Source organism: Pseudomonas sp. PARCl1 (assembly GCF_947311875.1).
Lineage (GTDB): Bacteria > Pseudomonadota > Gammaproteobacteria > Pseudomonadales > Pseudomonadaceae > Aquipseudomonas > Aquipseudomonas juntendi.
The window spans coordinates 14,273-38,855 of record NZ_CAMZMX010000050.1 but is presented as its reverse complement, the minus strand read 5'-3'; the positions used below and the strand labels follow the sequence as shown (position 1 = coordinate 38,855).

Here is a 24,583-nt window from a genome sequence, read left to right as displayed (position 1 = left end):
GCGCGCGGCGCTCGATCTCACAGGCGCTGCCATACCTTGTGGCAAACACCTGTCAGCCCTAAGGCGATCCCTGTGGGGGCTGGCTTGCCGGCGATTGGGCCGCAACGCGGCCCCCTGCCTTCAATGGGCGAAAATCGACCCCCCTTGCTTGCCCACCATTTTCTCCGGCTTGATCAGGAACCGCGCCAGGGCCGGCAGCAGCCACAACGCCCCGAACATGTTCCAGAGCAACATGAAGGTCAGCATCAGGCCCATGTCTGCCTGGAACTTGATCGCCGAGAAGATCCAGGTGCACACACCAATGGCCAGGCACAGCCCGGTGAACAGCACTGCCTTGCCAGTCGAGCGCAGGGTCTGGTAATACGCCTCCTGCAACGGCAACCCGGCGCGCAGGAAACTTTCCAGGCGGCTGTAGATGTATATGCCGTAGTCAACGCCAATGCCCACGCCCAGCGCCACCACCGGCAAGGTGGCCACCTTCACACCGATGCCCATGTAGGCCATCAGCGCGTTACCCAGCACCGAGGTCAGCACCAGCGGCAGAACGATGCACAGGGTGGCGGCCAACGAGCGGAAGGTGATCAGGCACATCACTGCCACACAGATGTACACCAGGATCAGGATGGTCAGTTCGGCCGACTTGATCACCTCGTTGGTCGCGGCCTCGATCCCGGCATTGCCTGCTGCCAGCAGGAACTGCAGGCCCTCCTTGTTGTGGCTGTCGGCAAACGCCTGGGCTACCGCCGTGACCCGCTCCAGGGTTTCGGCCTTGTGGTCGTTGAGGAACACCAGTACCGGCGCCAGCGAGCAGTCACCGTTGTACAGCCCGTCGGCACGGGCGATGGAGTTGTTGAGGATGTCGGGGTTGCGCGACAGGGTTTCCCATTTCAGGCTGCCCTCGTTCATGCCCTTGATCACCTGCTTGGACACAGTGACCAGGGAGATCGCCGACTGGACCCCGGGGGTGTTTTCCATGGTCCACATCAGCTCGTCGATCGGGGTCATGGTCGAGTGGATGGAGCACTGCTCGGCCGGCGTCTTGACCATGATCACCAGCACATCGGAACTGGTCGAGTAGTTGCTGATGACGAAGTTGTTGTCCTGGTTGTAGCGCGAGTCGGGGCGCAGCTCCGGCGCGCCCTGGTCGAGGTCGCCGATTTTCAGGTTCTGGCTGTACCACAGCCCCCCGCCGAAGGCGAGCAGCGCCAGCGCCACCGACACCGGCGCCACCCTGGCGCTGGCAAAGTTCGACAGCAGGCGCCAGAACGGGTGTTCGCGGGTGGCGTCCTTCTTGCTGCGTTCGATGGCCTTCTTGCTGATACCGACATAGGAGATGGCGACCGGCAGCAGGATCAGGTTGGTGAACACGATCACCGCCACCCCGATGGACGCGCCGATGGCCAGCTCGCGAATCACCCCGATGTCGATGATCAGCAGGGTGATGAAGCCCACCGCATCGGCCAGGATGGCGATCATGCCCGGCAGGAACAACTGCCGGAACGTTCGCCGTGCTGCGGTGAGCGCGTTGTCGGCGTCACTCGACTGCAAGGCGATGCCGTTGATCTTCTGCACCCCGTGGGAAATGCCAATGGCGAAGATCAGGAACGGCACCAGCATCGAGTATGGGTCCAGGCCGAAACCCACCGCGTGCATCAGCCCCAGTTGCCAGACCACCGCCACCAGGGTGGTGATGAGCACGGCGATGGTGCTGCGGATACACCAGGTGAACCAGTACAACAGCACCCAGGTGATCACCAGGGCGACGCCGAAGAACATCGCCACCATCACCAGCCCGTCGATCAGGTCACCGACCTTCTTGGCAAAGCCGACAATGTGCACTTTCACATTGGGGTTCTGCGCCTGGAACTTGTCACGCACCTTCTCTTCCAGCAGGTGCGAGAACTGCTGGTAATCCAGTTTCAGCAGCCGGCTGGGGTCCTGCGGGTCAGGGTAGCTTTCCAGCAGTGGCACATCGATGATACTGGACTTGAAGTTGTTGCCGACCAGCCGCCCGACCTGGCCGGACTTGAGCACATTGTCGCGCAGGGTATCGAGGCTGTCCTGAGAGCCGTTGTAGGTGTTGGGGATCACCTCGCCACCGGAAAAGCCCTCTTCCGTGACCTCGCTCCAGCGCACGCTGGGGCTCCACAGCGACTTCAGCCCGGCACGGTCGACGCCAGGCAGGTAAAACACCTCGTCATGGATCTGGCGCAGGGTCTCCATGTAATCCTTGTCGAAAATGTCACCCTTGACCGCCTCCACCGAGATGCGCACGGTGTTGCCGAGGTTGGCCAGGTCATTGCGGTGCTCCATCATCTGCTCGATGAACGGGTGCTGCAGCGGGATCATCTTCTCGAAACTGGTGGAGGGGCGAATCTGCGTCGCCTGCCAGAACAGGAAAATACTGATCAGCACGCACAGGGCGATGACCACGGGGCGGTTGTTGAAGATCAGCCGTTCGAGCAGCGTAGGCTTGTCCTGGTGATGCGGATGCATGGTGATGCTCTCCCGGCTGGTCATTGGCGCGGCTCCTCGGCAATGCGATCGGCACCTTGCGCGGTTGCCAGGTGCACACCGCCCTGGCCCACCAGCAGCAGGCCGCCATCGGCCAGACCACTGACGCCGGCCAGGGCGATGCGGTCGCCACGGTTGTACACGCTGAAGGTCTGGCCATCGTCGGTGCTGCGCAGCACGCTGCCGCCGTTGCCAACCAGCACCAGGGCGCCATCAGCCAGCAGCGCAGCGCCAGCCAGGCCGAATTCCAGGCTGCCGCGCGCGGCCTTCAGTTCGACCTGCTGCCAGCTGTCACCGAAGTCGGCTGAACGGAACAGGTTGCCGCGCAGGCCGTAGGCCAGCAGGGTGCGGGGTGAACGGGTGCCGATCACGCCAAACAGCGAGCCCTCGTAGGGGCCTTGCACCTTGGCCCAGGTCTGGCCGTTATCCGCTGAGCGGAACATGCCGCCCTGCTCGCCAACGATGAACAGGCCGGCATCGCGCACCTGGGTGATGCCGTTGAGGTGCAACTGGTCGGGGTTGTCCAGGCGCTCGGCCACGTCCTGCCAGTGCTGGCCGCCGTCAGTGGTTTCCAGCAAGGCCCCGTAGGCGCCCACGGCAAAGCCATGCCGGGCATCCAGGAAGGTGACATTAAGCAACGGCGCTTCACGGGCAAGGTCTTCGAACTGCTTGGTCCAGGTGGCGCCGCCGTCGCTGCTGGTGAGCACCTGGGCGTCATGGCCGACGGCCCAGCCGCGCTTGTCGTCGATGAAGAACACCGCCGTGAGCAACTGCCGGGTAGGTACCCGGGCCTGGGTCCAGGTGTTGCCCTGGTCGTCGGAGAACAGGATATGGCCGCGATCACCGACCACCACCAGGCGCTTGCCGGCGTGGGTGGCGCCGATCAACAGGCTCTGGCTGGCCTTGGCCGATTCGGTGGAGTACTGGTCGGCACTGGCGGCTTGCACGCTGCCGGCCCACGCGCCCAGTGCCAGCGCCAATGCCGCTGCCAATGGCCAGGCGCGGCGCCTGTTGTGTTCCCTCATGACTGTCCCCTTGGTGTTTTTATTCGGCGGGTCAATGCATTGCAGGCACTGCGAAAAGCCTGATCTAGAGGCCTGCAACAGCTTGAAGGGATCGTAGCGGGGATGTTCGCGGGATTACAACGGGCGGGGTGTTATGTTTTGTTGTCGGCCTGAAAAAGCCAAGGCCGCGGTGCGGCCCATCGCGACACAAGGCCGCTCCTACAATCGCACCTTACCCTGTAGGAGCGGCCTTGTGTCGCGATGGGCTGCAAAGCAGCCCGATTGCCCTCAAGCCAGGCTCTTGCTCACCACTTCATACACATCACTGGACAGCTCACCCGAAGCCAGAATCCGCTCCAGCTCGCCCTTCATCAGCGCCTGGCGCGCCTCGTCATACTTGCGCCAGCGGGTCAGCGGCGCCAGCTGACGCGAAGCAATCTGCGGGTTCAGCGCATTGAGTTCGATCACAAGGTCAGCCAGGAAACGGTAGCCAGAACCATCGGCGGCATGGAAGTTGACCAGGTTCTGCCCGGCAAACGCACCGATCAGCGCACGCACCTTGTTGGGGTTCTTCAGGGTGAACGCCGGGTGCTGCATCAACGCCTTGACCCGCGCCAGCCCGCCCGGCAAGGTGCTGGCCGCCTGCACGCTGAACCACTGGTCCATCACCAGCGGGTTGTCCTTGAAGTGCTCGGCGAACGCCTCCAGCGCTTTCGCCCGCTCGGCCTGGAATGGCGAGTTGACCAGCACCGCCAGCGCGGTCAGGCGCTCGGTCATGTTGTCGCAGTGCTCGAACTGCTCCAGGGTCGCTTCCAGCACGTGCGGCTTGCCGCTCAGCATCAGGTACGACAGGGCGATGTTCTGCAGGCTGCGGCGGGCGAAGTGCTCGGCCGAGGCCACATAGGCAGTGCTGCGCGACGCTTCGCGGTGGGCCTGGTAGCGCGCCCACAACGCGTCGAACAGTTGCTCGGCGATCTGCTGGCGGGCGAACTCGCGGGCGGCATGGATGGCGTCCACGTCGGCCACCTGGCTGATTTCGGTGAGGTAGGCCTCACCCGGCAGCGAGAGCATTTCGGCAACCATGGCCGGGTCCAGCGACGGGTTGCCCAGTACCGTGCCCAAGGCCGTGATCAGGCGCTGGTCCAGTTTCAGGGCTTCGCCACGCTGGTGCTGGCCGATCAGTTCCTGCAATACCTGGACCGCCAGCTGCTGGCCCGCTTCCCAGCGGTTGAAACCATCGCTGTCATGTTGCATCAGGAACATCAACTGGTCGCGGTCGTACGGGAAACTGAGCTTGACCGGGGCGCTGAAGCCACGCAGCAGCGACGGCAGCGGCTTGGCCTGGATACCCTGGAAGGTGAAGGTCTGCTCGGCCTCGGTCACCGACAGCACCCGACTGGTGGCTGGTTCGGCCGCCGTGGCGGCGCCTTCACCTGCCAGTTGCAGCGGCAGGTCGTTGCCGGCAGCATCCAGCAGGCCCAACTCCACCGGGATCACGAACGGCAGCTTCTCGGCCTTGTCCGGGGTGGGCGGGCAGCTTTGGCGGAACGTCAGGCTGTAGGTCTGGGCGGCGGCGTCGTACGCTTCGCTGACTTCCAGGCGCGGGGTGCCTGCCTGGCTGTACCAGCGCTTGAACTGGGTAAAGTCCACGCCGTTGGCGTCTTCCATGGCCTTGATGAAGTCGTCGGTGGTCACCGCCTGGCCATCGTGGCGCTCGAAATACAGGTCGCTGCCTTTGCGGAAACCATCGGCACCCAGCAAGGTGCGGACCATGCGCACCACTTCGGCGCCCTTCTCGTACACTGTCAGGGTGTAGAAGTTGGAAATCTCGATGAAGCTGTCCGGGCGCACGGGGTGGGCCATGGGGCCGGCATCTTCGGCAAACTGGTGAGTACGCAGGTAGGCCACGTCCTCGATGCGTTTGACCGTGCGCGAGTTCATGTCGGCACTGAACTCGGCATCGCGGAACACCGTGAACCCTTCCTTCAGCGACAGCTGGAACCAGTCGCGGCACGTGACGCGGTTGCCCGACCAGTTGTGGAAATACTCGTGGGCGACCACACCTTCGACACGCTGGTGCGCGGCATCGGTGGCCGTTTCGGCGCGGGCCAGCACACAGCTGGAGTTGAAGATGTTCAGGCCCTTGTTTTCCATGGCGCCCATGTTGAAGTCGTTGACGGCAACGATCATGAAGATGTCCAGGTCGTATTCACGGCCGTAGACTTCCTCGTCCCAACGCATCGACTTCTTCAGGCTGACCATGGCGTGGTCGCACTTGTCCAGGTTCTCGGGCTCGACATAGATGCGCAGCAGCACATCACGGCCCGACTGGCGCGTGAAGGTGTCTTCGACGCACCACAGGTCACCGGCCACCAAGGCGAACAGGTAGGCTGGCTTCTTGAACGGGTCTTCCCAGGTGGCCCAGTGGCGGCCGTCCTCGGCCGGCCCGCTGCCGGTGGGGTTACCGTTGGACAGCAGCACCGGGTAGCGATGCTGCTCGGCGATCACCGTGGTGGTGAAACTGCTCATCACGTCCGGGCGGTCGAGGTAGTAGGTGATCTTGCGGAACCCCTCGGCCTCGCACTGGGTGCAGAACATCTTGCCGGATTTGTACAAACCTTCGAGCGCAGTGTTGCTTTCCGGGTGGATCTTCACGCTGGTGTCGAGGGTGAAGTGCTCGGCTTGCGGCTGCACGGTCAGGCTGTCACCGTCCAGCTGGTAGTCGGCGGCCTGCAATTCCCGGTCATCCAGCGCGGCACGCAGCAGCTCCAGCTGCTGGCCATCGAGCACCAGCGGCGGCAAGCCGGCACCGCGTGCCGGGTTGCGACGCATCACCAGCTGCGCGTGAACCAGGGTGTGGTCCTCGAACAGCTCGAAGGTCAGGTGCGTCTCGTCGATCAGGTACTCGGGCGCCTGGTAATCCTTCAGGTAGATCACTTGCGGTTGTTCGGTGCGCATGTGCAGGTCCTTTTTACTGGAGCACGGCCAACTGGTAGGCCGTGTACTTGCGAATATTGATCACACCGGTGTCGAAGATCAGGTACTGGCCCTTGATGCCCAGCAGCGTGCCTTCGGCGACCGGGTCCTTGTCCAGGTTGAAGCTGACGATCTTTTGCGGGTAGGCCTGGACCGGGTAGTTGATCTGCACCACTTCGGCGTCCGGCAGCGGCTGGATCGCCTGCAGCCCGAAACGCCCTTGCAGCTCGCCCAGGCGCTCGGCGCACGCGTCGAATACCTGCTCACGAATGGCCGCCAGGTCGAGCACCTCGGCATCGCCCTTGAGCAGTGCACGCCAGTTGGTGCGGTCGGGCACCTGGCTGCGCAGCACGTCTTCGACCAGGCCAGACTGCTGGCGGGTAGCCACGCGCATGATCGGCAGGGCCTGGCTGGCCCCTTGGTCGAGCCACCGGGTGGGCAGCTGGCTGGCGCGGGTGATGCCGACCTTGATCCCTGACGAGTTGGCCAGGTAGACCACATGGTCGGTCATGCAGAACTGTTCGCCCCAGGCCGGTTCACGGCAGGTGCCGGCCTCGTAATGGCATTTTTCCGGGGCCATGATGCACACATCGCACTGGGCCAGCCGGGTCATGCACGGGTAGCAGTAACCTTGGCTGAAGCTGGTCTTGGTGCGCTTGCCGCAATGGCTGCAGTGAATGGCGCCAAGGTATTCCAGGCGCAGGCGCTGGCCGATCAGCGGGTTGACCGGCACCTGCGTGTCACCCAGGCGGAAGCTGTACTGCACCACCGGCGCCTGCAGGCTTACCGCCATTTTGCTCAACGAGCCACGAGCGAGTTCGATCAATGTACCGAGTCCGACTTGAACAGAATGTTGGCGATCGGCGCAGACTTCGACGCGCATTCCTGCGGGCCCATGTAACCGGTGCGCTGGTCTTCTGGCAGGTTTTTCATCTCCCAGGCGATCACGGCCTGCAGCGACAGCTCTTTCTGCTCGGCGGTGAGCTTGCGGCCATCCGACCATTTGCCGATTTCCACGGCCAGTTTCAGGCTTTCGTAGATTTCCGGGGTGATGTTTTCAATCATTTGCGCGAAAGTGGACATACAGTCTCCTGATTCAAGCCGACAGTTTACGCCGGGCCAGCGCCCCACCCAAGAGCCCGGTCAGGCATCCGATGAGCAGCCCGCCTACGTGGGCGGCGTTGGCGATCTGGCCAAGGCCGAGGCTGCCGACCACACCGGTCAGGCACACCACCAGCCAGATCAGCATCATCACCAGCACACCCTTGGGCAGGCTGAAGTAACGGTTCGGTGCCAGCCACTGGAACAGCCATACATGCCCCAGCAGGCCGTACAGTACGCCAGACAGCCCGCCGAACAGGCTCGGCCCGCTGGTGTAGTGCTGCGCCAGGTTGGAGACCAGGCTGTACAGCAGGGTCAGGCCCAGCAGCATCCAGGGGCCCTGGCGCAGTTCGATGCGCTTGCCCAGCTCCCAGTACCACAGGCTGTTCATGGCCAGATGCAGCACGCCGAAGTGCAGCAGCATGGGTGATACCAACCGCCACCATTGCCCTTGGTCGAGGGTTTCTGCCAGCGGGGTGAAATACAGGTAGTCGCCCTGCACCCGGAAGTCGAGGAAGGTAAACCAGCTGATGGTGGTGAAGTTGTCGCCCAGGCTGGTCAGGCCGGCGACGATGAAGCACGCCAGCAGGGTGAGCGTGGTGACCTTGCAGGCCCGGGCCTGTTCTGCCAGGGACGGCACTTTCGCGGCCATGCCTGCTGCCACCGGCTCGGGGGCAGCCGACAGCTCGGCGTTGCCTTGCGGGTAGCGCTGGTAAAGTTCGCGGACGTCTTCGGCCAGGGTGTCGGGCGCCCAGAGTACCTGCACGTCCCCCTCTTCGCTGACCCGGTGCGGCACCTGCAGGCGCTGCAGCATGTGAATGAAGCCGCTGAGGTCGACCGACAGCGGCAGGCGCATCACTTCGATTATGTTCATGGGTTGGCCTGTGGGCGGTCTACGTCGACCCACACGAACTTGTGCGGGTCGATGCGGGTTTCGTCATCCAGCCGGTAGGCCGCCAGCTTGCCGTACAGCACCGCGCTGTAGTCCAGGCAGGCCAGGTTGGGGCGAATCGGCGCGGGGTGGCCGCTGCGCCAGTAGTGGCCGACGAACAGCATCGGCTCGTCTTCGGCATAACGCAGCAAGGCATTTTTCTGGCTGTGGCTGAGCGGCGCATTGGCTACCTCGGCGGGCAGGGCATCAGGCTGGAACACGATGTCGCCGTAGGTTTGCGGGTCTTCCTCCCAGAACTTGGTGCGGAAGAAGGCGCGCGTCAGGCCGTCGCCGCCGGTCAAGGTCAGGCCGTCGGGCAGGCGCATGTCGGTACCGCGCAACAGGCGGTTGCACACGGTGGCGGCGAAGCTGTTGCTCACGGCAGAAGCCTGGATGAAGTGCTCATCGATGCGCCCGTCGGGGTACTGCTGGCGCAGCGGCTCGATCAGTTGCCGGTCCCAGCAGGCGTGTACCAGGCGGAAACGCCCGGCATCGATGAACAACGGCAGTTGGTAGAACCAGTTGACGAAGTCGTGCCAGTCAGCGGGGTGCTGGGCGAACTGGGCCAGGGTTTCGTCGATCAGCCGGGCGTGCCGCGGGGTGTGCTCGCGGACGAAGGCCTTGCCGCTGCCGGGCAGCGCCGGCGTCACCCAGCCCAAGGCGTTGTACTCGTGGTTGCCCATGATGCAGAACGCCTGGCCAGCCTCAACCATGTCGTGGACGAGGTGCAGGGCCTCGCGGATGCGTGGCCCACGGTCGACGATGTCGCCGAGGAACAGCGCCTGGCGCCGTGGGTGGCGCCACACGCCGGCCACGCGCTTGTAGCCGAGGGTATCGAGCAGGCGTTCAAGGGTATGCGCACAACCGTGCACGTCGCCGATGATGTCGAAACTGCGCGCCGGGTCGAGCATCAGTCGTCACTGCTCCCCAGGCGGCTGCCCCAACCAAGCTTGGTGCGGCAGACCTCGTAGTAATTGTGGTCGAGCGGGTGGATCAGGCGCAGCTTCTGCGGTTTTTTGCTGACCGTGATGGTGTCGCCGGGGGCGCAGGTGAAATGGTTCTGGCCATCACAGGAAACCTGCGGGTAGATCTGCAAGTCCTTGGACACCACGATCTTCAGCTCGCTGTTGCCGTCGACCACGATCGGCCGCCCAGACAGGGTGTGCGGGTACATTGGCACGATGACGATGGCGTCCAGCTTGGGGTGCATGATCGGGCCGCCAGCCGACAACGCGTAGGCGGTGGAGCCGGTGGGGGTGGCAACGATCAGGCCGTCGGCCTTCTGGCTGCAGACGAACTGGCCGTCGATATAGATTTCGAACTCGATCATGCGCGTGGACTTGCCTGGGTGCAGCACCACGTCGTTCAGCGCATCGCCCTGGCCAATGGCTTCGTAATGGCGGCGGACCTCGGCCTGCAACAGGAAGCGGTTTTCCACCAGGTAGTGGCCGTCGAGCACCTCGGCGACTTTTTCTTCCAGTTCGTCGGGGCGGATGTCGGTGAGAAAGCCCAGGTTACCCCGGTTGATGCCCAGCACCGGAATGTTGTGACGGGCCAGGGCCCGGGCGGCGCCGAGCAGGCTGCCGTCGCCACCCACCACGATGACCAGGTCGCAGACTTCGCCCAGCAGCTTGCGCGTGGAGGTCTGCAAGCCATGCCCGGGCAGCACTTCGGCAATGGTGTCCTCGAGAATCACGTGCAGGTGGCGGTCGAGGAGGAATTTTTTCAGTCGGCGGATGGTGTCGAGCACCTGCGAGCTACCGAGGCGACCGATGATACCGATATTGCGAAATTGCTCCATGGGGCTCCTGCAAGGCTCTGCGGCGGGTGACGATGCGCCGATTATGGGCGAAACCACCGGGCAGCGGCAAACCGGCTATGCTCGCAGGATGACACCCTTCAGCCAACTCCACGATCTGCCCCGGCAACTGCAGCGCCCGGCCGTACGCGACCTGGCCTGGGCAGTGCTGTCGCCGCCCTTGCTCGCTGGCGCGCCCTGCCCTCAGCGCCACCCGCTGGCGGGCAGCCTGTGGGCACAGCAGCCGCACCGCCTGGAGCAGTGGCTGCGGGCGCTGGAGAAGGATGACCATCCGCTGCGCGACTGGCTGGCGAAACTGGGCAGCCGGCGCCTGGGGCTTTACTACGAACGCCTGTGGCAATTCGCCCTGCGCCACGCACCGGGCATTGAACTGCTGGCCGCCAACCTGGCCATTCGCGAGGGCGGCCTGACCTTGGGCGAGCTGGATGTGCTGCTGCGTGATGCTGACGGGGTCCACCATCTGGAATTGGCGATCAAGCTGTACCTGGGCCCGCCCGGTGGCGGGCACGATACCCAGGCCTGGCTGGGGCCAGGCTGTCATGACCGGCTAGGGGCCAAGCTGGCCCACCTGGCGCAGCACCAGTTGCCGATGTCGCGGGGGGCGCACAGCCAGCAGGCGCTGGCCCGACTTGGGGCGCAGCAGGTGCAGGCGCATATGTGGCTGGGGGGCTATCTGTTCTATCCGTGGCCTGGGCATGCCGAGGAACCGGAAGGCGCCAACCCGCAGCACCTGCGCGGGCGCTGGGTCAGGCGGCGGGATTGGGTGATGGCGGTTGGCGAGCGCTGGCAACCGCTGCCGCGCAGCGCATGGCTGGCGCCAGCGCGGGTCGAAGCGGCGCTATGCTGGCAGGCAGAGCAGTTTGCAGCGTGGCTGCATGTGCTGGACCCGCAGGCCCCGGCGCAACTGCTGGTAAGGCTTGAGCAGGAGGCCGATGGCGCCTGGCAGGAAGCCGAACGGGTGTTTCTGGTGGCTGACAATTGGCCGCAGCTACGCAGTGATTGATGCAGGCCTGACGCAGGTCAAGGCTGGCCCGCACAAAAGCCCGTGCAGGCAACACAATTTTCACAGGCCTGGCGCAACTATCTGCTGCCGGTAGCCATTAAAGTGACACCTGAGCGCCAACAAGAGCGCTATCCAAACCTGATGACGAGGACTGATCATGGTTTCATCCACCCCAGCACCGCATTACGCACGCCTGTCCATTGCCCTGCACTGGCTGATGCTGGTGCTGCTGGCCGCTGTCTACGCCCTTATCGAACTGCGTGGCCTGTTCCCCAAGGACAGCGCCGAGCGCAACCTGATGAAAGACCTGCACTTCATGCTTGGCCTCAGTGTCTTCGTGCTGGTCTGGTTGCGCCTGGCGATGCGCCTGAGCCGGCCTACCCCGCCGATCCTGCCCAAGCCGCCCGCCTGGCAGACCGGCCTTGCCCACCTGATGCACCTGGCACTGTACCTGCTGATGATCGGCATGCCGCTGGCCGGCTGGCTGATCCTCAGCGCCGCCGACAAACCGGTACCTTTCTTCGGCCTTGAGCTGCCGCACCTGATCGGCCCGAACCCGGACCAAGCCAAGTTCATCAAGGGCTGGCATGAGCGCGTCGGCAGTTGGGGCTACTGGCTGATCGGCCTGCATGCGCTGGCCGGGCTTTACCACCACTATGTGGTGCGCGACAACACCCTGTTGCGCATGCTGCCCTACAAGTAACCACGTCGGCCTTGCAGGCCGCCGGTATGCACGAAGATCATGCGGCTGCCGGGCGCCAACAGCCCGGCGGCGACATGATCGCGCAGGGCCAACAGGGCCTTGCCGGTATAGAGCGCTTCCAGCGGCACCCCCGTGTGCAGCTCGCAGTCGGCGATGAAGGCCAGCAGTTCGTCGTCGAACCGGGCAAACCCACCTCGGCAGGCCTCATGTAGCTGGTAGCCATGTGCGCCCGCCAGCGCTGCCACCCCTTGCGCCACCCCATGGTCTGCAGGTACCGCCAAGGCGCCATGCACGGTACGCGCGCCCGCCTCGGCCATGGCCAGGCCAGCCACGGTAGTGCCTGTTCCGGCAGCCAACCACCAGCCATCGTAGTCCGGCCAGCCCAGGGCCGAGATCTGCGCCTGCGCCTGCTGCACGATCAGCGCGCAGCCCTGCGCGCCAGCCAGCCCACCGCCGCCTTCGGGAATGCACTGCCAGCCCGGATAGCGCGCTTGCCAAGGTTCCCAGAAACCGGGCTGGTGGCGTGCGCGGTAGCCGCCATAACCCAGCCAGTGCAGGTGCATGCCCAGCGCCTGCAGGTCCCGTACGGTGGGCGTGTCCTGGGCATGGCCGCGTAGCAGGCCGGCAGTGGCGAAGCCAAACCGCTTGCCGGCCGCGGCCAGCGCATGCAGGTGGTTGGAGTGGTTGCCACCCAGGCTGATCAGCCCGGGGGCATTGCCTGTGGCGGCCTGCTGCAGGTGGTGGCGGAGCTTGAACCACTTGTTGCCGCTGATCAGCGGATCGATCAGGTCCAGGCGCAGAATGGCAACCTGCACCTGGGCGTGTTGCAACCACGGCAGGTTCAAGCGTTGCAGTGGGGCTTGAGGAAGGTCGAATGCATGCATGGATCGCAGTTTACAGGCAAAGCCCGGGGCAGCGCCTGTGGGCTGCCCCGGGCCGATCTCAGAGCTGCGCCGCCAGCCGCGACCCTTGGTTGATCGCCCGCTTGGCATCCAGCTCGGCCGCCACGTCGGCGCCGCCGATCAAATGCACCGATTGCCCCGCAGCCACCAACCCATCCTGCAGTTCGCGCAGCGGCTCCTGCCCGGCGCAGATCACGACGTTGTCCACGGCCAACACCTGCGGCTCACCGCCCGCCACGCGAATGTGCAAACCGGCATCGTCTATGCCCAGGTACTCGACACTGTTGAGCATCTGCACGCGCTTGTTCTTCAAGCCGGTGCGGTGGATCCAGCCGGTGGTCTTGCCCAACCCGTCCCCCACCTTCGATGCCTTGCGCTGCAGCAGGAACACCTGACGCGCCGGCGCATGCGGCTCGGCCTTGATGCCGGCAACGCCGCCGCGTGCCTCAAGCCGGGTATCGATGCCCCACTCCTTCCAGAACGCATCACGGTCCAGGCTGCTGGCCCGCCCTTCCTGCACCAGGTATTCGGATACATCAAAACCGATACCGCCGGCCCCGATCACGGCGACCGCCTTGCCCACCGGCTTGCGCTCAAGCAGTACATCCAGGTAGCTGAGCACCTTGGCATGCTCGACCCCGGGGATGGCCGGAGTGCGCGGGGCAATGCCAGTGGCCAGGATGATCTCGTCATAGCCGCCCTGCACCAGCGCCTGCACATCCACGCGGGTATTGAGGTGCAGGTCGACGCCAGTGCTTTGCAGCTTGTTGCGGAAGTAGCGCAGCGTTTCGAAGAACTCTTCCTTGCCCGGGACGCGCTTGGCGACATTGAACTGGCCGCCAATTTCGCTGGCAGCGTCGAACAGCGTCACGTGATGCCCGCGCTCGGCGGCAACGGTGGCGGCGGCCAGGCCCGCCGGGCCGGCGCCGACCACGGCAATGCGCTTCGGCGCTGGCGCAGGCAGGTAATTGAGCTCGGTTTCGTGGCAGGCCCGCGGGTTGACCAGGCAACTGGTCAGCTTGCCGCCGAAGGTGTGGTCCAGGCAGGCCTGGTTGCAACCGATGCAGGTATTGATTTCGTCGGCACGACCGGCAGCAGCCTTGTTGACGAAATCCGGGTCGGCCAGGAACGGCCGAGCCATCGAAACCATGTCGGCATCCCCTTCGGCCAGCACCGCCTCGGCCACTTCCGGGGTGTTGATGCGGTTGGTGGTAATCAGCGGAATGTTCACCACGCCCCGCAGCTTGGCCGTGACCTTGCTGAACGCCGCGCGCGGGACCTTGGTGGCGATGGTCGGGATCCGCGCCTCATGCCAGCCGATCCCGGTGTTGATCAGGGTAGCGCCGGCCTGCTCGATGGCCTTGGCCAACTGCTCGATTTCCGCCCAGTCGCTGCCGCCCTCGACCAGGTCGAGCATCGACAGGCGGAAGATGATGATGAAGTTCGGCCCTACTGCCGCGCGTACCCGGCTGACGATTTCCACCGCCAGGCGCATGCGGTTTTCGTAGCTGCCGCCCCAACGGTCGGTGCGCTGGTTGGTGTGGGCGGCGAGAAACTGGTTGATGAAGTAACCTTCCGAACCCATGATTTCGACGCCGTCATAACCGGCACGCTGGGCCAGCACTGCGCAATTGACGAAGTCGGCGATCTGCTTCTCGATGCCTTGCTCGTCCAGCTCCTTGGGCTTGAACGGGTTGATCGGCGCCTGTATCGCGCTGGGTGCCACCTGCCGTGGGCTATAGGCATAGCGCCCGGCATGCAGGATTTGCAGGCAGATCTTGCCACCGGCGGCGTGCACCGCCTCGGTGACGATGCGGTGCTGGTCGGCCTCCGCCTCGGTGCTGAGTTTGGCCGCGCCGGAATACACCCCGCCTTCATCATTGGGCGCAATACCGCCCGTGACCATCAGGCCAACGCCGCCCCGGGCACGCTCGGCAAAGTAGGCCGCCATGCGCTCGAAACCCCCGGGACGCTCCTCGAGGCCGGTGTGCATCGAGCCCATCAGGGTGCGGTTGCGCAAGGTGGTGAAGCCAAGGTCCAGCGGGGCAAGCAGGTGCGGGTAACGTTCGGCGGCCATGGAAAGGTCCCCAGGTGGCGTGATTCACGGGATGCGAGCGCCTCACCGAATGGCGGGCCTCCGTCGTTTGTCTGTCAGCGACATTAAACAGCCGTTTGAATTGGCTCAATGATCGAAACTGACAAGTTATTGATCCTGGCAAACAGGGCGCTTACCCTAGATAGCCTTCGTCAGCCAATGTGCCGTTCTGTTTCATGCGAAAACTTCTGGCAAGCGCCCTGGCGCTGGTAATGATCGCCGCGCTCTGCGGCTACGGTTTCTGGAGCCAGCAGCGCCCGGAAGGCCACTACCTGTCCGACCTGCGCATCGAACTGGCGTTGAACCATGGCGTGCCGGGCGACCGCGGCAACCTGCTGGGTATCGAGCCATTGCTGTTCCCTAGCGACTACCAGAACCTGCAACGCCTGCACCGCAAGCTGGCCGCCTACCTGGAGCAGGCGCGCGCCCAGGGCCTGGTCGGCCCGCGCACCGTGGTCGTGCTGCCGGAACACATCGGTACCTGGCTGTGGGCACGAGGCGAAAAGAACGAGCTGTACCAGGTCACCCAGAGCCGCGAGGCCCAGCAATGGCTGGAACTGAGCAACCCGCTGCGCTACGCGCTGGCCATGGTAGCGGCCGAGGGCGACGACCGGCGTGCCGACGCCCACCTGCGCATGAAGGCCGAGCAGATGGCTGCCGACTATCAACAGCTGTTCGGTGGCCTGGCCAAGGAGTTTGGCGTGACCCTGGTGGCCGGCTCCATCGTGCTGCCCGCCCCCTATGTGCAACAAGGCGTGCTGCATGCCGGGCGTGGCGCACTGTTCAACAGCAGCGTGGTGTTCGCCGGTGACGGTTCCCTGCTCGGCCAACCGCAACGCCAGCAATACCCCGACAGTGACATGCGCCGTTATGTGCAGGAGGGCCGCGATTATCCGCTGCAGGTCGTGCAAACCCCCGCCGGGCGCCTGGGCGTGCTGGTGGGCAGTGACAGCTGGTACCCGCAGAACCATCAGCAACTGGCCAGCCAGGGCGTGCAGCTGGTAGCCAACCCGGTGTTTCTCAGCGGCAAAGGCAGCTGGCAAGCCCCCTGGCGTGGCAACCGCCACCAGGCGGCCAGTGCCGGGCTGGCCGTGCAGCGCGGCCAGGTCAGTGAACAAACGGCTTGGCAACGCCTGACCGAGGCGGCCGGGGCCAGGGTCAGCAGCATGAGCGTGTTCATGCGGGGGCAGTTCTGGGAACACGGCAGTGACGGCCAAGGCTTCGCCCGCCAGGCCGGTGAGTTGCTGGCAGGCACGCCGAGCCCCGGCGCCCGCCTGCTGAACCTGTGGTTGTAAGGCCATGGCCCGCCCCCGCGTGCGCCTGGGCGAGCTGTCGGTCGGCTTTGTTCAGCCGCTGATCGAAGCCCTGCGCGAACTGGGCCACGCCCCCGAACCGCTGCTGCGCCGCTATGGGCTGGAGGCACCGCGCCTGAGCGAAGCCAATGCGCGCCTTTCGATCCCGCGCTACATGCACCTGGGCCATGCGGCCATCGAACAATGTGGCGAAGCCGCGCTGGGCTTGCACATGGGCCGCCTGAGCCGGCTGGCCCAGGCGGGCCTGGCGGGGGTCACTGCAGCCCAGGCGCCTACCGTGGGGGAAGCCGCGCGCACCTTGCTGCGCTTCGAACCGCTGTACGCCGCCAACTACCGCGGCCACTCCAGCTTTCATGAAGACGCCGAAGGTGCCTGGCTGCGTTTCTACTCCATCAGCCCCTACAACGCCTACAACCGCTTTGTGGTGGACTCGGTGCTGGCAGGCTGGCTGGCTCAACTGGCCGACCTGGCGGGCGTTGCGCTGCAGGCCGAGCGCCTCGAAATCGAATTTGCCGCCCCCGCCTACGCCGCGCAGTACCAGGCGCTGTGCAGCACCCCGGTGCAGTTCGCTGCCGACGGTAATCAATTGCGCCTGAGCCGCGCCACCTTGCAGTTGGCCAACCCCAGGCACTGCCCCAGCACCTGGCAGCACCTGCTGCAGTTGTGTGAAGCAGACATGCTGCAGCGCACGCGGGTGCGCAGCCTGGGTGAGCGCATCACCCACCTGCTTGGCCCATTACTCAACGGTGGCCGCGAACCGGACCTGGTCGAGGTAGCCCTGCACTTGCAACTGCCCACCTGGACACTGCGGCGCAAGCTGGCCGAAGAAGGCACGCGGTTTCGTGACCTGCTCAATGAAACACGACGCGACCTGGCCGAGACCTACATCCGTGATACGGAACTGGCGTTCGGCGAGATTGCTTATTTATTGGGGTTCGCTTCGGCCGAGGCCTTCCAGCGCGCGTTCAAGCGCTGGACGGGCCTTACGCCGGGAGAGTTTCGCCGCAGCCAGCGGCGGGCAGGTCAAAGCTCGGTGGCGTCGTCGGCCGGTTCCGGGGTGTCCAGCTCGTAGGCTTGGGATTCGAGTAGTTCTTCCTGGTATTCATCCATGGTCCTGCTCCCTCTTTACTCATTTCATCTTCGTAGTTATCGCCGTCATGCTAAGCCAGTGGCATGACGCAATGATGACAAGCTTATGATCAGGCAACGCGGCCATCGTTCCAGTGAAAACGCGATGCAACGCTGCTCGAGTACCACAAAATCCTTTTTAGGAGGACAGGCGTTCAGGCGCCAGCGGAAATGTTTTCAGGAATTGTCAGCCCAGTCGCAATAGCACTGGCGACGAGCTTGGCACGCTCGCTATCAAGCACCTCATATGCGGCCTGCAGCGTCTGAATCTTGGCCTGGATTTCAGCCATTTTGCCAGTGACCAGCAGTGCACCCTGCACGCAATCGAGGGTATTGCCGCGCCTGGCAGCCAGTATCTCCCCTATTTCGGCAAGCGTGAAACCGCCCCGCTGGGCAGTTTGCACGAAGTTCAGGTCAGCGACGGCCTGCTCGCTGTAGCTGCGATAATTGTTGGCTTGCCGCTGGGCCACGATCAGCCCGAGCTGCTCGTAATAGCGCAACGCATGGCGGCCGACGCCGCTGCGGCGCTCCAGCTCCCCGATGTTCATGGCACAAAACCCCTTGACCTTAGAGTGCGCTCTACACCCTACCCTGCGCCCATCTTGCAGACAAGGAAACTGACATGAGCGTGGAATGCTTCGTTACCGGCGGCAGTGGTTTTATCGGCCAGCATCTACTGGCGCGGCTCACCGCCACCGGGCACACCGTGCGGGTGCTGATGCGCCACCCGGAAAACCTCGCCCGGCTCCGTGAAAAGGTAGGCCGCCTGGGGGGCAAGCCTGCAGGCGTACAGGCAGTTGCCGGCGATATCGGCACAGAAGGCCTTGGGCTCAGCGAAGCCGACCGCCAACGCGTGTCGGCTGCCGCAGTGGTGTTCCACCTCGCGGCGCACTTCACCTGGGGGCTTTCCCTGGAACATGCCCGTGTCGTGAATGTGCAAGGTGCGCTGCGGGTAGCGCAGCTGGCGGCTAGCCAGGGCACCCGCCTGCTGATGGTGGGCGGCTACATGCTGCAGAATTTCAGCCACCTGGCCAGCATCGGAGTGGATCACGAGCACCCGGAACATACCGACTGGCCCGCGGTTTACCGCCGCGTAGGCGGTTATGAGGCGAGCAAGCTGGAAGCGCATTTCGCCGTCATCCGCTACATGCAAGGTGCGGGCGCAGCGTACTCGATCGTTCACCCAGCCACGGTCTGCGGCGACAGTGAGCGCGGGCACATCCTCGACGGGCAGCCGTTGGCAGCACTGATTAGCGGCCTGGCGTTGGGCCGGTTCAAGGCCATTCCGGGTTCGCCCAGCCATTGGCTGCCACTGGTCAGCGTCGACTACCTGGTTACCCTGATGGCTTGCGTGGCATTCGACCCTTCAATGGCCAACCGCCAGGTGCTTGCACTCGACCCGCACACCCCTAACCTGCAAGGCTTGCTGGAGGATATCACCGCCACCCTGCAGGTAAAAGCCCCGCGCCACCATGTGCCGATAGGCGTGCTGAAGTGGTTGTTGGCAATTCCTGGAGTAGCGACCCGCCTGGCAATCAGCCCCGAGTCGCTGAACTTCATCCAGCCGCAGCGCTTCGACCTGAGTTTCAGCGAACAACTGGAACGCAGGTATCAGCTCACTCACCCGAACATCAAACACACATTGGCAAAAACCGTGCGCCACGTCGAACGCAACCTGGGCCACGGCAGCATGCCTGGGGCAAACATACCGACCAACACCTGAACCCACATGGCCGCGCAACCGCCTGCACGTCGCCCCGGCGCGGCCGGCCACTCAGGCTGACCCGCCAGGGCTGACTGCGGCGCTCAGCCCTTACCAGAGGGCGATGTCGTAGGTCAGGTAGATGCGGTTGCTGTCACGCCCGCGGGAGAAGTCGGAGCGGTACACGTAGTTGCGCAGCTTCACGCCAAGGCCCTTGACCGGCCCGGATTGCACCACGTAGGCAAGCTCCATGTCGCGCTCCCACTCGCTCAGCCCAGCGTCAGCCGAGCGCCCGTTATCCCCGCTCAGGTAGCGGGTCATGAAGGTAAGCCCTGGGATGCCTGCCGCAGCGAAGTTGTAGGCATAGCTGGCCATCCAGGTTTTCTCCTCTTCCTCGATGAACTTGCCGATACCCACGTTACTGAACGAGTACACCGTGGCGCCGCTGATGTAGGGCAGCCCGGCCTTGCCGTCGAGCACCTGGTAGCCACCCCCGAATGTGTGCCCGGAATGGGTGTACGACAGTTGCCCGCTAAACATGTCATTGTCGATTTCGCCGCCCCGGGCAGCGCCGCTGTCGCGGCTGTTGAAATAGCGCAAGTCGGTGGTGAGCACGCCGCCGGCCAGGGGCAGGTCGTAGATCAACCCGGCAAAGTCCTGGCGGTAGAAGTGTTCCAGCTGGCCGTGGAAATAGCTCAACTTCAACTGCTTGTTGACGGCGTAGTCGGCGCCGGCAAAGTTGAAATCGCCAGACTCGTCACCGCTGTAACCGTCCAGGTACAGGCCAGTGCTGTCAGAGGAGTCGCGCAGCTTGAAGCGGTTCAGGTGCCCGGCAGTCAGGGTCAGGTTGTCGATGTCGGTGCTGGTCAGCTGGGTGCCTTGGTAGGTTTGCGGCAACAAGCGGGCATCGTTGTAGATCAGCACCGGGGTTTTCGGCAGCAAGGTGCCATGCTTGACCACGGTCTGCCCCAGGCGCGCCTTGGCCGTCACGCCGGCACTGGCAAACTCGTCAGCGGCGCGGCCATCGTCATGCGTCGGCAGCAAACCGGTACCGCTGCGGCCTCGGCCCGAATCGAGCCGAACGCCGAGCAGCCCCATGGCGTCGAGCCCCAGCCCCAGGGGGCCCTGGGTGAAGCCGGACTGATAGTCGAGCAGGAAGCCCTGCGCCCATTCCACACGCTCGCTCTTGGCGGTGGCAGCGGCGCGCGGGCTCATGCCCTGTTCGTCGCGAAAGTTTTCGTTGAAGTACACATTGCGCAGTTGCAGCTTCAGCTTGCTATCGTCGACGAAACCGGCGGCGCCGGCCACAGGCAGCCAGCCGCACAGCAGGCCACAGGTGGCCCCACGGAAAACAGCTCGGGACATGATTGATACTCTATTGTTGTTTTTGGGTGAGCGGGGCGCCGGTCGGCGCCCGAAGCAGTTCAGACGAAGAAGGACAAGGCACCGGTGGCCAGCGCCAGCGCAGTGATCACCAACGATGTGAGCACCGCCCATTTCACCGTGGCTTTCTGGAAGTCACCGATGTCGCGGTCGACCATCCCCACCAACAGCAGGGTCGAGGCCACCAGTGGGCTCATCAGGTGCACCGGCTGGCCCAGCACCGAGGCGCGGGCGATTTCAATCGGGTCGATGCCATAGGCGGTCGCGGCATTAGCCAGGATCGGTACCACGCCAAAGTAGTAGGCGTCGTTCGACAGCACGAAGGTCAATGGCATGCTGGTCAGGGCCACCACCAGTGGGAACCAGTGGCTCCAGGCGGCAGGAATCCAGTCGACCAGGGTCTGCGCCAGGGCGTCGACCATCTTGGTGCCCGAGAAGATCCCAGCGAAGATACCTGCGGCAAATACCAGCAACACCACGGTCATGGCATTGCCCGAATGGGCGAGGATGCGTTCTTTCTGCAGGTCCAGTTGTGGGTAGTTGATCATCAGCGCGGCGACGAAGCCGATCATGAAGAGGATCGCTGCGTGCATTACCCCGAAGACCAACGCGGTCATCACGGCGATCACCAGGGCCAGGTTCACATAGGCCAGACGTGGACGCTTGTGGGGAGCGTCGCCGAGGATTTCCTTGATGTAGCAATTGCCACCACCCGACTCCAGGGCGGTGTTCCCGATGCGGCGACGCTCGGCACGGCCCAGCAGGAAGGCGGTGAACACCACCCAGGCAGCGCCACCGATCACGGTCGGCAACATCGGGATGAAGTATTCGGTGGCGTCCAGGCCCAACGCGGCAATGGCTCGGGTCGCCGGCCCGCCCCAGGGGCTCATGCCACTCATGATACTCAGCGACAGCATCGATACCGTGGCCAGGATCATCGGGTTCATGCCGATGCGACGGTACAACGGCAGCATGGCAGCGCACGTGATCATGTACGTGGTGGTGCCGTCACCGTCCAGCGCTACCACCAGCGACAACAGCGCGGTGCCGATGGCGATCTTGACCGGGTCGCCATTGACGCGCTTGAGGATCTTGCGGATCAGCGGGTCGAACAGGCCGGCATCGATCATCAGGCCGAAGAACAGGATGGCGAACAACAGCAGTGCGGCTGACGGTGCCACCATTTTCAAGCCATCGAGCATCATCTTGCCCAGTTCGGGGGCAAAGCCACCGATCACTGCGAAGACAATCGGTACGACGGTGAGCGCCACGATGGGTGACAGGCGTTTACTCATGATCAGGTAGGTGAAGGTCACCACCATGATCAGGCCCAGGAGTGCGAGCATGGTTTTTTCTCTTGTTTTTATTGTGTTGCGGCCGCCAGCAGGGCAGACGGCCCCCTACCCCACCCGCACCGTCAGGGTGCTGGGTGGGATTTCAAGTCAGCGAGGACAGATGGAAAAGGTATTCAGCCGTGGTGCCGAGGCTCTGCAGCCCAGTCGGCCTGCGCCGTGTCGGTCTCGTCTGCAGCGGCCGGGATCCCGTTCAGGCGGCGCAGCAGCGTTTTTCGGTCACAGGCATTCTCCGACAGGGAGATGACCACGGTCGCGACGGCGTTGCTGGCCAGGCTGGTCAGGGCGCGCGCTTCGGACATGAAGCGGTCGATACCGATCAGCAAGGCAAGCCCGGCGAGCGGGATGTCGTGGATCACGGTGAGGGTCGAGGCCAGGGCCACGAAACCACTGCCGGTCACGCCTGCTGCCCCTTTGGACGACAGCAGCATGATCGCCAGCATGGTCACCGTCTGGCCAAGGGTCAGGTCGATGTTGCAGGCCTGGGCGATGAACACCGCGGCCAGCGACAGGTAGATGGCCGTGCCGTCGAGGTTGAAGGAATAGCCGGTAGGCAGCACCAGCCCGACCACGCCCTTCTTGCAGCCCAGTTTCTCCAGCTTCTCCAGCATGCGCGGCAGCACCGGCTCGGTGGAGGACGTGCCGAGCACCACCAGGAACTCCTCGCGGAAGTAGCGCAGCAGCTTCCACAGGCTGAAGCCATAGGCACGGCAGATGCCGCCGAGCACCACCAGCACGAAGAACGCACAGGCGATATACAGCGTACCGACCAGCTTGGCCAAGGCACCCAGCGAGGTCACGCCGTACTGGCCGACCGTGAACGCCAGTGCACCGAAGGCGCCGATGGGGGCGAAGCGCATCAGGTAGCCGAAGATGCGGAACACCATGGTCGAGGCCGATTCCAGCACATTCAGTACCGGCTTGCCCTTCTCGCCCATGGACGACAGGGCAAAACCGCTGAGCACGGCGATGAACAGCACCGGCAGCACCTCACCCTTGTTGAACGCACCGATGAAGGTGTCCGGGATGATGTGCATGAAGAAGTCGACCACGCTGAGCTTGGCCGCCGACGCAGCGTACTGGCTCAGCCCGGCAGTGCTGAGGGTCGCAGGGTCGATGTTCATGCCGACGCCCGGGCGGAACAGGTACACCGCCGCCAGGCCGATCATCAGGCTGACCACGGTCAGGCCCAGGAACAACAGCAATGTCTTGCTCATCAAGCGCCCCAGGGAGCGCTTGTCGGTCATGCCGGCGATGCCGGTGACGATGGTGCAGAACACCACCGGGGCAATCATCATCTTGATCAGCTTGATGAAAGCATCACCCAGCGGCTTGAGCGCAACAGCCTGTTGCGCCCAGAAGTGGCCGACCACTACGCCCAGCAGGACGGCGCAGAGGATCTGAAAGTACAGCGATTTGGCGAGTCTCATGAGGCATCACCCATTGTTGAAATTGTGCGGATGCGCTTGTTGCAATTGTTTGGAGCTGAACGGCTGCCAGAGCTACCCGGCCAATCTGCGGAATGTAGGGGCGTAAACGAAACCTGAGAACAACCGTCGGGCAGTTCGCACCACCGAGGCCTGGATGGTCTTGCCATCGGCGCCGGTGCGCGACAATGCCACATCGATGCCACCGCTTGGGTGTTCCAGGCGCACTTCGGTCAATTGCTCGGCGCCCTCGCCCAGCAGTTCACCGATCACGGTGCCAGGGCTGACACAGGCAGTGGCCAACCCGATCGAACCTGTAATGGCCAGCGCGCGGTGGCAGCTGTGCGGCATGAAGTAGCGAACCTGCAGGGTGCCGTCATAGCGCGGCTTGGAAACCAATACCGGCTTGGGGATGACCATCCCGCTGACATCGCCCAGGCCCATGGCCTTGCCGGCCTTCAGGCGCAGCGCTTCCAGGCGCTTGAGCAGGTCTTCGTTGGCATCGAGTTCGGCAGGCGTTTCCGAACCGGTGACACCGAGCTGGCTGGCCTCGACCACCATCATCGGCATGGCCATGTCGATGCAGGTGACCGGTACGCCGTCGATCACGTCGGTGGCCTGGCCGGTCGGGAACAGCTTGCCGGTCTTGCTGCCAACCGCATCGAGGAACGTCAGCTGCACCGGGGCGGCAGTGCCCGGAACGCCATCGATCGCCGTGCGGCCTTCGTAACGCACGATCCCGCCGGGGGTTTCCACCAGCGAGTTGACGAACGTTCCGGTGTTGAGGTTGCGGATGCGCACCAGGGTCTTGCCTTCCTGGCCCTTGACCAACCCTTGCTCGATGGCGAACGGGCCAACGGCGCACAGCATGTTGCCGCAGTTAGGGGCGGTGTCGACCCTGCGCTGCGCGACCATGACCTGCACGAACAGGTAATCTACGTCAGCGTCGGCATGCAGCGAAGGGCTTACAATCGCCACCTTGCTGGTCTGCGGGCTACCGCCACCGATCCCGTCGATCTCCAGTTCATGCCCGGAGCCCATCAGGTTGATCAGTAATTCGTCGCGCTCGACCACGTTGGCAGGCAGGTCCCAGGCGTGGAAAAACGGCCCCTTGGAGGTGCCACCGCGCATGAGTACGCAAGGAATTCGTTGCATGATTTCGCACTCTTGTTGATCAATGGACATCATTGATGTTGTGGACACAAGATTGACAGGGATGGATAAATCAAT

The 24,583-nt window shown here is 64.1% G+C and carries 20 protein-coding genes; 5 read left to right on the top strand and 15 right to left on the bottom strand.

Translation table 11 applies throughout. The annotated features are described in order from the left end of the window. Window positions 1–120 precede the first annotated feature (120 nt). The 8 genes from QME24_RS21235 to QME24_RS21200 all read right to left on the bottom strand — a co-directional run bounded on the left by QME24_RS21235 (window position 121) and on the right by QME24_RS21200 (window position 10,327). The gene (locus QME24_RS21235; protein ID WP_033690558.1) at window positions 121–2,496 is read right to left on the bottom strand and encodes an RND family transporter; all 2,376 of its coding nucleotides are present in this window, start codon (window positions 2,494–2,496) and stop codon (window positions 121–123) included. 20 nt (window positions 2,497–2,516) lie between these two features. Beyond that, on the bottom strand, window positions 2,517–3,539 hold the full coding sequence (locus QME24_RS21230) for a YCF48-related protein (protein WP_232892708.1): 1,023 nt from the start codon (window positions 3,537–3,539) through the stop codon (window positions 2,517–2,519). A gap of 267 nt (window positions 3,540–3,806) precedes the next feature. Continuing rightward, window positions 3,807–6,476, bottom strand: a complete 2,670-nt coding sequence (gene pepN, locus QME24_RS21225; protein ID WP_110679557.1) for an aminopeptidase N — start codon at window positions 6,474–6,476, stop codon at window positions 3,807–3,809. Window positions 6,477–6,489: 13 nt separating this feature from the next. Beyond that, the gene (locus QME24_RS21220) at window positions 6,490–7,320 is read right to left on the bottom strand and encodes a DUF2797 domain-containing protein (protein WP_009683746.1); all 831 of its coding nucleotides are present in this window, start codon (window positions 7,318–7,320) and stop codon (window positions 6,490–6,492) included. Next, entirely contained in the window at window positions 7,317–7,577 is a 261-nt protein-coding gene (locus QME24_RS21215) for a DUF1315 family protein (RefSeq protein ID WP_003260154.1), read from the bottom strand. The genes QME24_RS21220 and QME24_RS21215 overlap by 4 nt, the downstream gene beginning before the upstream one ends. Before the next feature lie 13 nt (window positions 7,578–7,590). Then, window positions 7,591–8,469 carry a rhomboid family intramembrane serine protease gene (locus tag QME24_RS21210; RefSeq protein WP_280091668.1) on the bottom strand — a complete coding sequence of 293 codons (879 nt, stop codon included), beginning with the start codon at window positions 8,467–8,469 and terminating at the stop codon, window positions 7,591–7,593. Beyond that, window positions 8,466–9,440: a metallophosphoesterase gene (locus QME24_RS21205; RefSeq protein WP_280091672.1), complete on the bottom strand. Its 975-nt coding sequence runs from the start codon at window positions 9,438–9,440 to the stop codon at window positions 8,466–8,468. Before QME24_RS21205 ends, QME24_RS21210 begins: the two co-directional genes overlap by 4 nt. Then, complete coding sequence (locus QME24_RS21200) at window positions 9,437–10,327, bottom strand: NAD(+) kinase (RefSeq protein ID WP_280091669.1); 891 nt, start codon at window positions 10,325–10,327, stop codon at window positions 9,437–9,439. Before QME24_RS21200 ends, QME24_RS21205 begins: the two co-directional genes overlap by 4 nt. Here QME24_RS21200 and QME24_RS21195 point away from each other — a divergent pair. Together QME24_RS21195 and QME24_RS21190 are read left to right on the top strand one after the other, a co-directional pair. After that, window positions 10,326–11,348 (top strand): DUF1853 family protein, encoded by a 1,023-nt coding sequence (locus QME24_RS21195; protein ID WP_192440683.1) that lies wholly within the window; start codon window positions 10,326–10,328, stop codon window positions 11,346–11,348. The two genes, QME24_RS21200 and QME24_RS21195, sit on opposite strands and share 2 nt — an antisense overlap. A 157-nt stretch (window positions 11,349–11,505) precedes the next feature. After that, window positions 11,506–12,051: a cytochrome b gene (locus QME24_RS21190; protein ID WP_009683752.1), complete on the top strand. Its 546-nt coding sequence runs from the start codon at window positions 11,506–11,508 to the stop codon at window positions 12,049–12,051. Here QME24_RS21190 and QME24_RS21185 read toward each other — a convergent pair. Both QME24_RS21185 and QME24_RS21180 read right to left on the bottom strand, forming a co-directional pair. Beyond that, on the bottom strand, window positions 12,042–12,935 hold the full coding sequence (locus tag QME24_RS21185; RefSeq protein ID WP_192440684.1) for a pyridoxal-phosphate dependent enzyme: 894 nt from the start codon (window positions 12,933–12,935) through the stop codon (window positions 12,042–12,044). The two genes, QME24_RS21190 and QME24_RS21185, sit on opposite strands and share 10 nt — an antisense overlap. Window positions 12,936–12,993: 58 nt before the next feature. After that, the gene (locus tag QME24_RS21180; RefSeq protein ID WP_054905317.1) at window positions 12,994–15,030 is read right to left on the bottom strand and encodes an NADPH-dependent 2,4-dienoyl-CoA reductase; all 2,037 of its coding nucleotides are present in this window, start codon (window positions 15,028–15,030) and stop codon (window positions 12,994–12,996) included. 194 nt (window positions 15,031–15,224) lie between these two features. Here QME24_RS21180 and QME24_RS21175 point away from each other — a divergent pair, with 194 nt between their 5' ends. Beyond that, window positions 15,225–16,343, top strand: a complete 1,119-nt coding sequence (locus QME24_RS21175) for a carbon-nitrogen hydrolase family protein (RefSeq protein WP_110679551.1) — start codon at window positions 15,225–15,227, stop codon at window positions 16,341–16,343. A gap of 4 nt (window positions 16,344–16,347) precedes the next feature. Then, window positions 16,348–17,433, top strand: coding sequence for an AraC family transcriptional regulator (locus QME24_RS21170; protein ID WP_054905319.1), 1,086 nt, complete (start codon window positions 16,348–16,350; stop codon window positions 17,431–17,433). Window positions 17,434–17,644: 211 nt separating this feature from the next. Here QME24_RS21170 and QME24_RS21165 read toward each other — a convergent pair whose 3' ends face one another. Continuing rightward, the gene (locus tag QME24_RS21165; RefSeq protein ID WP_161893111.1) at window positions 17,645–18,037 is read right to left on the bottom strand and encodes a MerR family transcriptional regulator; all 393 of its coding nucleotides are present in this window, start codon (window positions 18,035–18,037) and stop codon (window positions 17,645–17,647) included. A gap of 74 nt (window positions 18,038–18,111) precedes the next feature. Between QME24_RS21165 and QME24_RS21160 the strand changes: the two genes are divergently transcribed. Beyond that, entirely contained in the window at window positions 18,112–19,212 is a 1,101-nt protein-coding gene (locus QME24_RS21160; RefSeq protein WP_280091670.1) for an SDR family oxidoreductase, read from the top strand. A gap of 90 nt (window positions 19,213–19,302) precedes the next feature. Here the strand turns inward: QME24_RS21160 and QME24_RS21155 are convergent, their stop codons facing one another. From QME24_RS21155 to QME24_RS21140, 4 genes are all read right to left on the bottom strand, one after another. Further along, window positions 19,303–20,556: an OprD family porin gene (locus QME24_RS21155; protein ID WP_054905322.1), complete on the bottom strand. Its 1,254-nt coding sequence runs from the start codon at window positions 20,554–20,556 to the stop codon at window positions 19,303–19,305. A gap of 59 nt (window positions 20,557–20,615) precedes the next feature. Then, a complete protein-coding gene (locus tag QME24_RS21150; RefSeq protein ID WP_054905323.1) occupies window positions 20,616–21,920 on the bottom strand; it encodes a citrate:proton symporter in 1,305 nt (434 codons plus the stop codon). Between the two features lie 122 nt (window positions 21,921–22,042). Continuing rightward, window positions 22,043–23,356, bottom strand: coding sequence for a dicarboxylate/amino acid:cation symporter (locus QME24_RS21145; protein ID WP_054905324.1), 1,314 nt, complete (start codon window positions 23,354–23,356; stop codon window positions 22,043–22,045). A 72-nt stretch (window positions 23,357–23,428) separates the two neighbouring features. Next, window positions 23,429–24,508 (bottom strand): 4-oxalomesaconate tautomerase, encoded by a 1,080-nt coding sequence (locus QME24_RS21140; protein WP_082416152.1) that lies wholly within the window; start codon window positions 24,506–24,508, stop codon window positions 23,429–23,431. Window positions 24,509–24,583 lie beyond the last annotated feature (75 nt).

Excerpts from the sequence above, each read along its gene's own strand:
- QME24_RS21235 (WP_033690558.1), bottom strand. The coding sequence starts at position 2,496 with ATGCATCCGCATCACCAGGACAAGCCTACGCTGCTCGAACGGCTGATC.
- QME24_RS21230 (WP_232892708.1), bottom strand. The coding sequence starts at position 3,539 with ATGAGGGAACACAACAGGCGCCGCGCCTGGCCATTGGCAGCGGCATTG.
- pepN (WP_110679557.1), bottom strand. The coding sequence starts at position 6,476 with ATGCGCACCGAACAACCGCAAGTGATCTACCTGAAGGATTACCAGGCG.
- QME24_RS21215 (WP_003260154.1), bottom strand. The coding sequence starts at position 7,577 with ATGTCCACTTTCGCGCAAATGATTGAAAACATCACCCCGGAAATCTAC.
- QME24_RS21210 (WP_280091668.1), bottom strand. The coding sequence starts at position 8,469 with ATGAACATAATCGAAGTGATGCGCCTGCCGCTGTCGGTCGACCTCAGC.
- QME24_RS21195 (WP_192440683.1), top strand. The coding sequence starts at position 10,326 with ATGGGGCTCCTGCAAGGCTCTGCGGCGGGTGACGATGCGCCGATTATG.
- QME24_RS21200 (WP_280091669.1), bottom strand. The coding sequence starts at position 10,327 with ATGGAGCAATTTCGCAATATCGGTATCATCGGTCGCCTCGGTAGCTCG.
- QME24_RS21190 (WP_009683752.1), top strand. The coding sequence starts at position 11,506 with ATGGTTTCATCCACCCCAGCACCGCATTACGCACGCCTGTCCATTGCC.
- QME24_RS21185 (WP_192440684.1), bottom strand. The coding sequence starts at position 12,935 with ATGCATGCATTCGACCTTCCTCAAGCCCCACTGCAACGCTTGAACCTG.
- QME24_RS21180 (WP_054905317.1), bottom strand. The coding sequence starts at position 15,030 with ATGGCCGCCGAACGTTACCCGCACCTGCTTGCCCCGCTGGACCTTGGC.
- QME24_RS21175 (WP_110679551.1), top strand. The coding sequence starts at position 15,225 with ATGCGAAAACTTCTGGCAAGCGCCCTGGCGCTGGTAATGATCGCCGCG.
- QME24_RS21170 (WP_054905319.1), top strand. The coding sequence starts at position 16,348 with ATGGCCCGCCCCCGCGTGCGCCTGGGCGAGCTGTCGGTCGGCTTTGTT.
- QME24_RS21165 (WP_161893111.1), bottom strand. The coding sequence starts at position 18,037 with ATGAACATCGGGGAGCTGGAGCGCCGCAGCGGCGTCGGCCGCCATGCG.
- QME24_RS21160 (WP_280091670.1), top strand. The coding sequence starts at position 18,112 with ATGAGCGTGGAATGCTTCGTTACCGGCGGCAGTGGTTTTATCGGCCAG.
- QME24_RS21155 (WP_054905322.1), bottom strand. The coding sequence starts at position 20,556 with ATGTCCCGAGCTGTTTTCCGTGGGGCCACCTGTGGCCTGCTGTGCGGC.
- QME24_RS21150 (WP_054905323.1), bottom strand. The coding sequence starts at position 21,920 with ATGCTCGCACTCCTGGGCCTGATCATGGTGGTGACCTTCACCTACCTG.
- QME24_RS21145 (WP_054905324.1), bottom strand. The coding sequence starts at position 23,356 with ATGAGACTCGCCAAATCGCTGTACTTTCAGATCCTCTGCGCCGTCCTG.
- QME24_RS21140 (WP_082416152.1), bottom strand. The coding sequence starts at position 24,508 with ATGCAACGAATTCCTTGCGTACTCATGCGCGGTGGCACCTCCAAGGGG.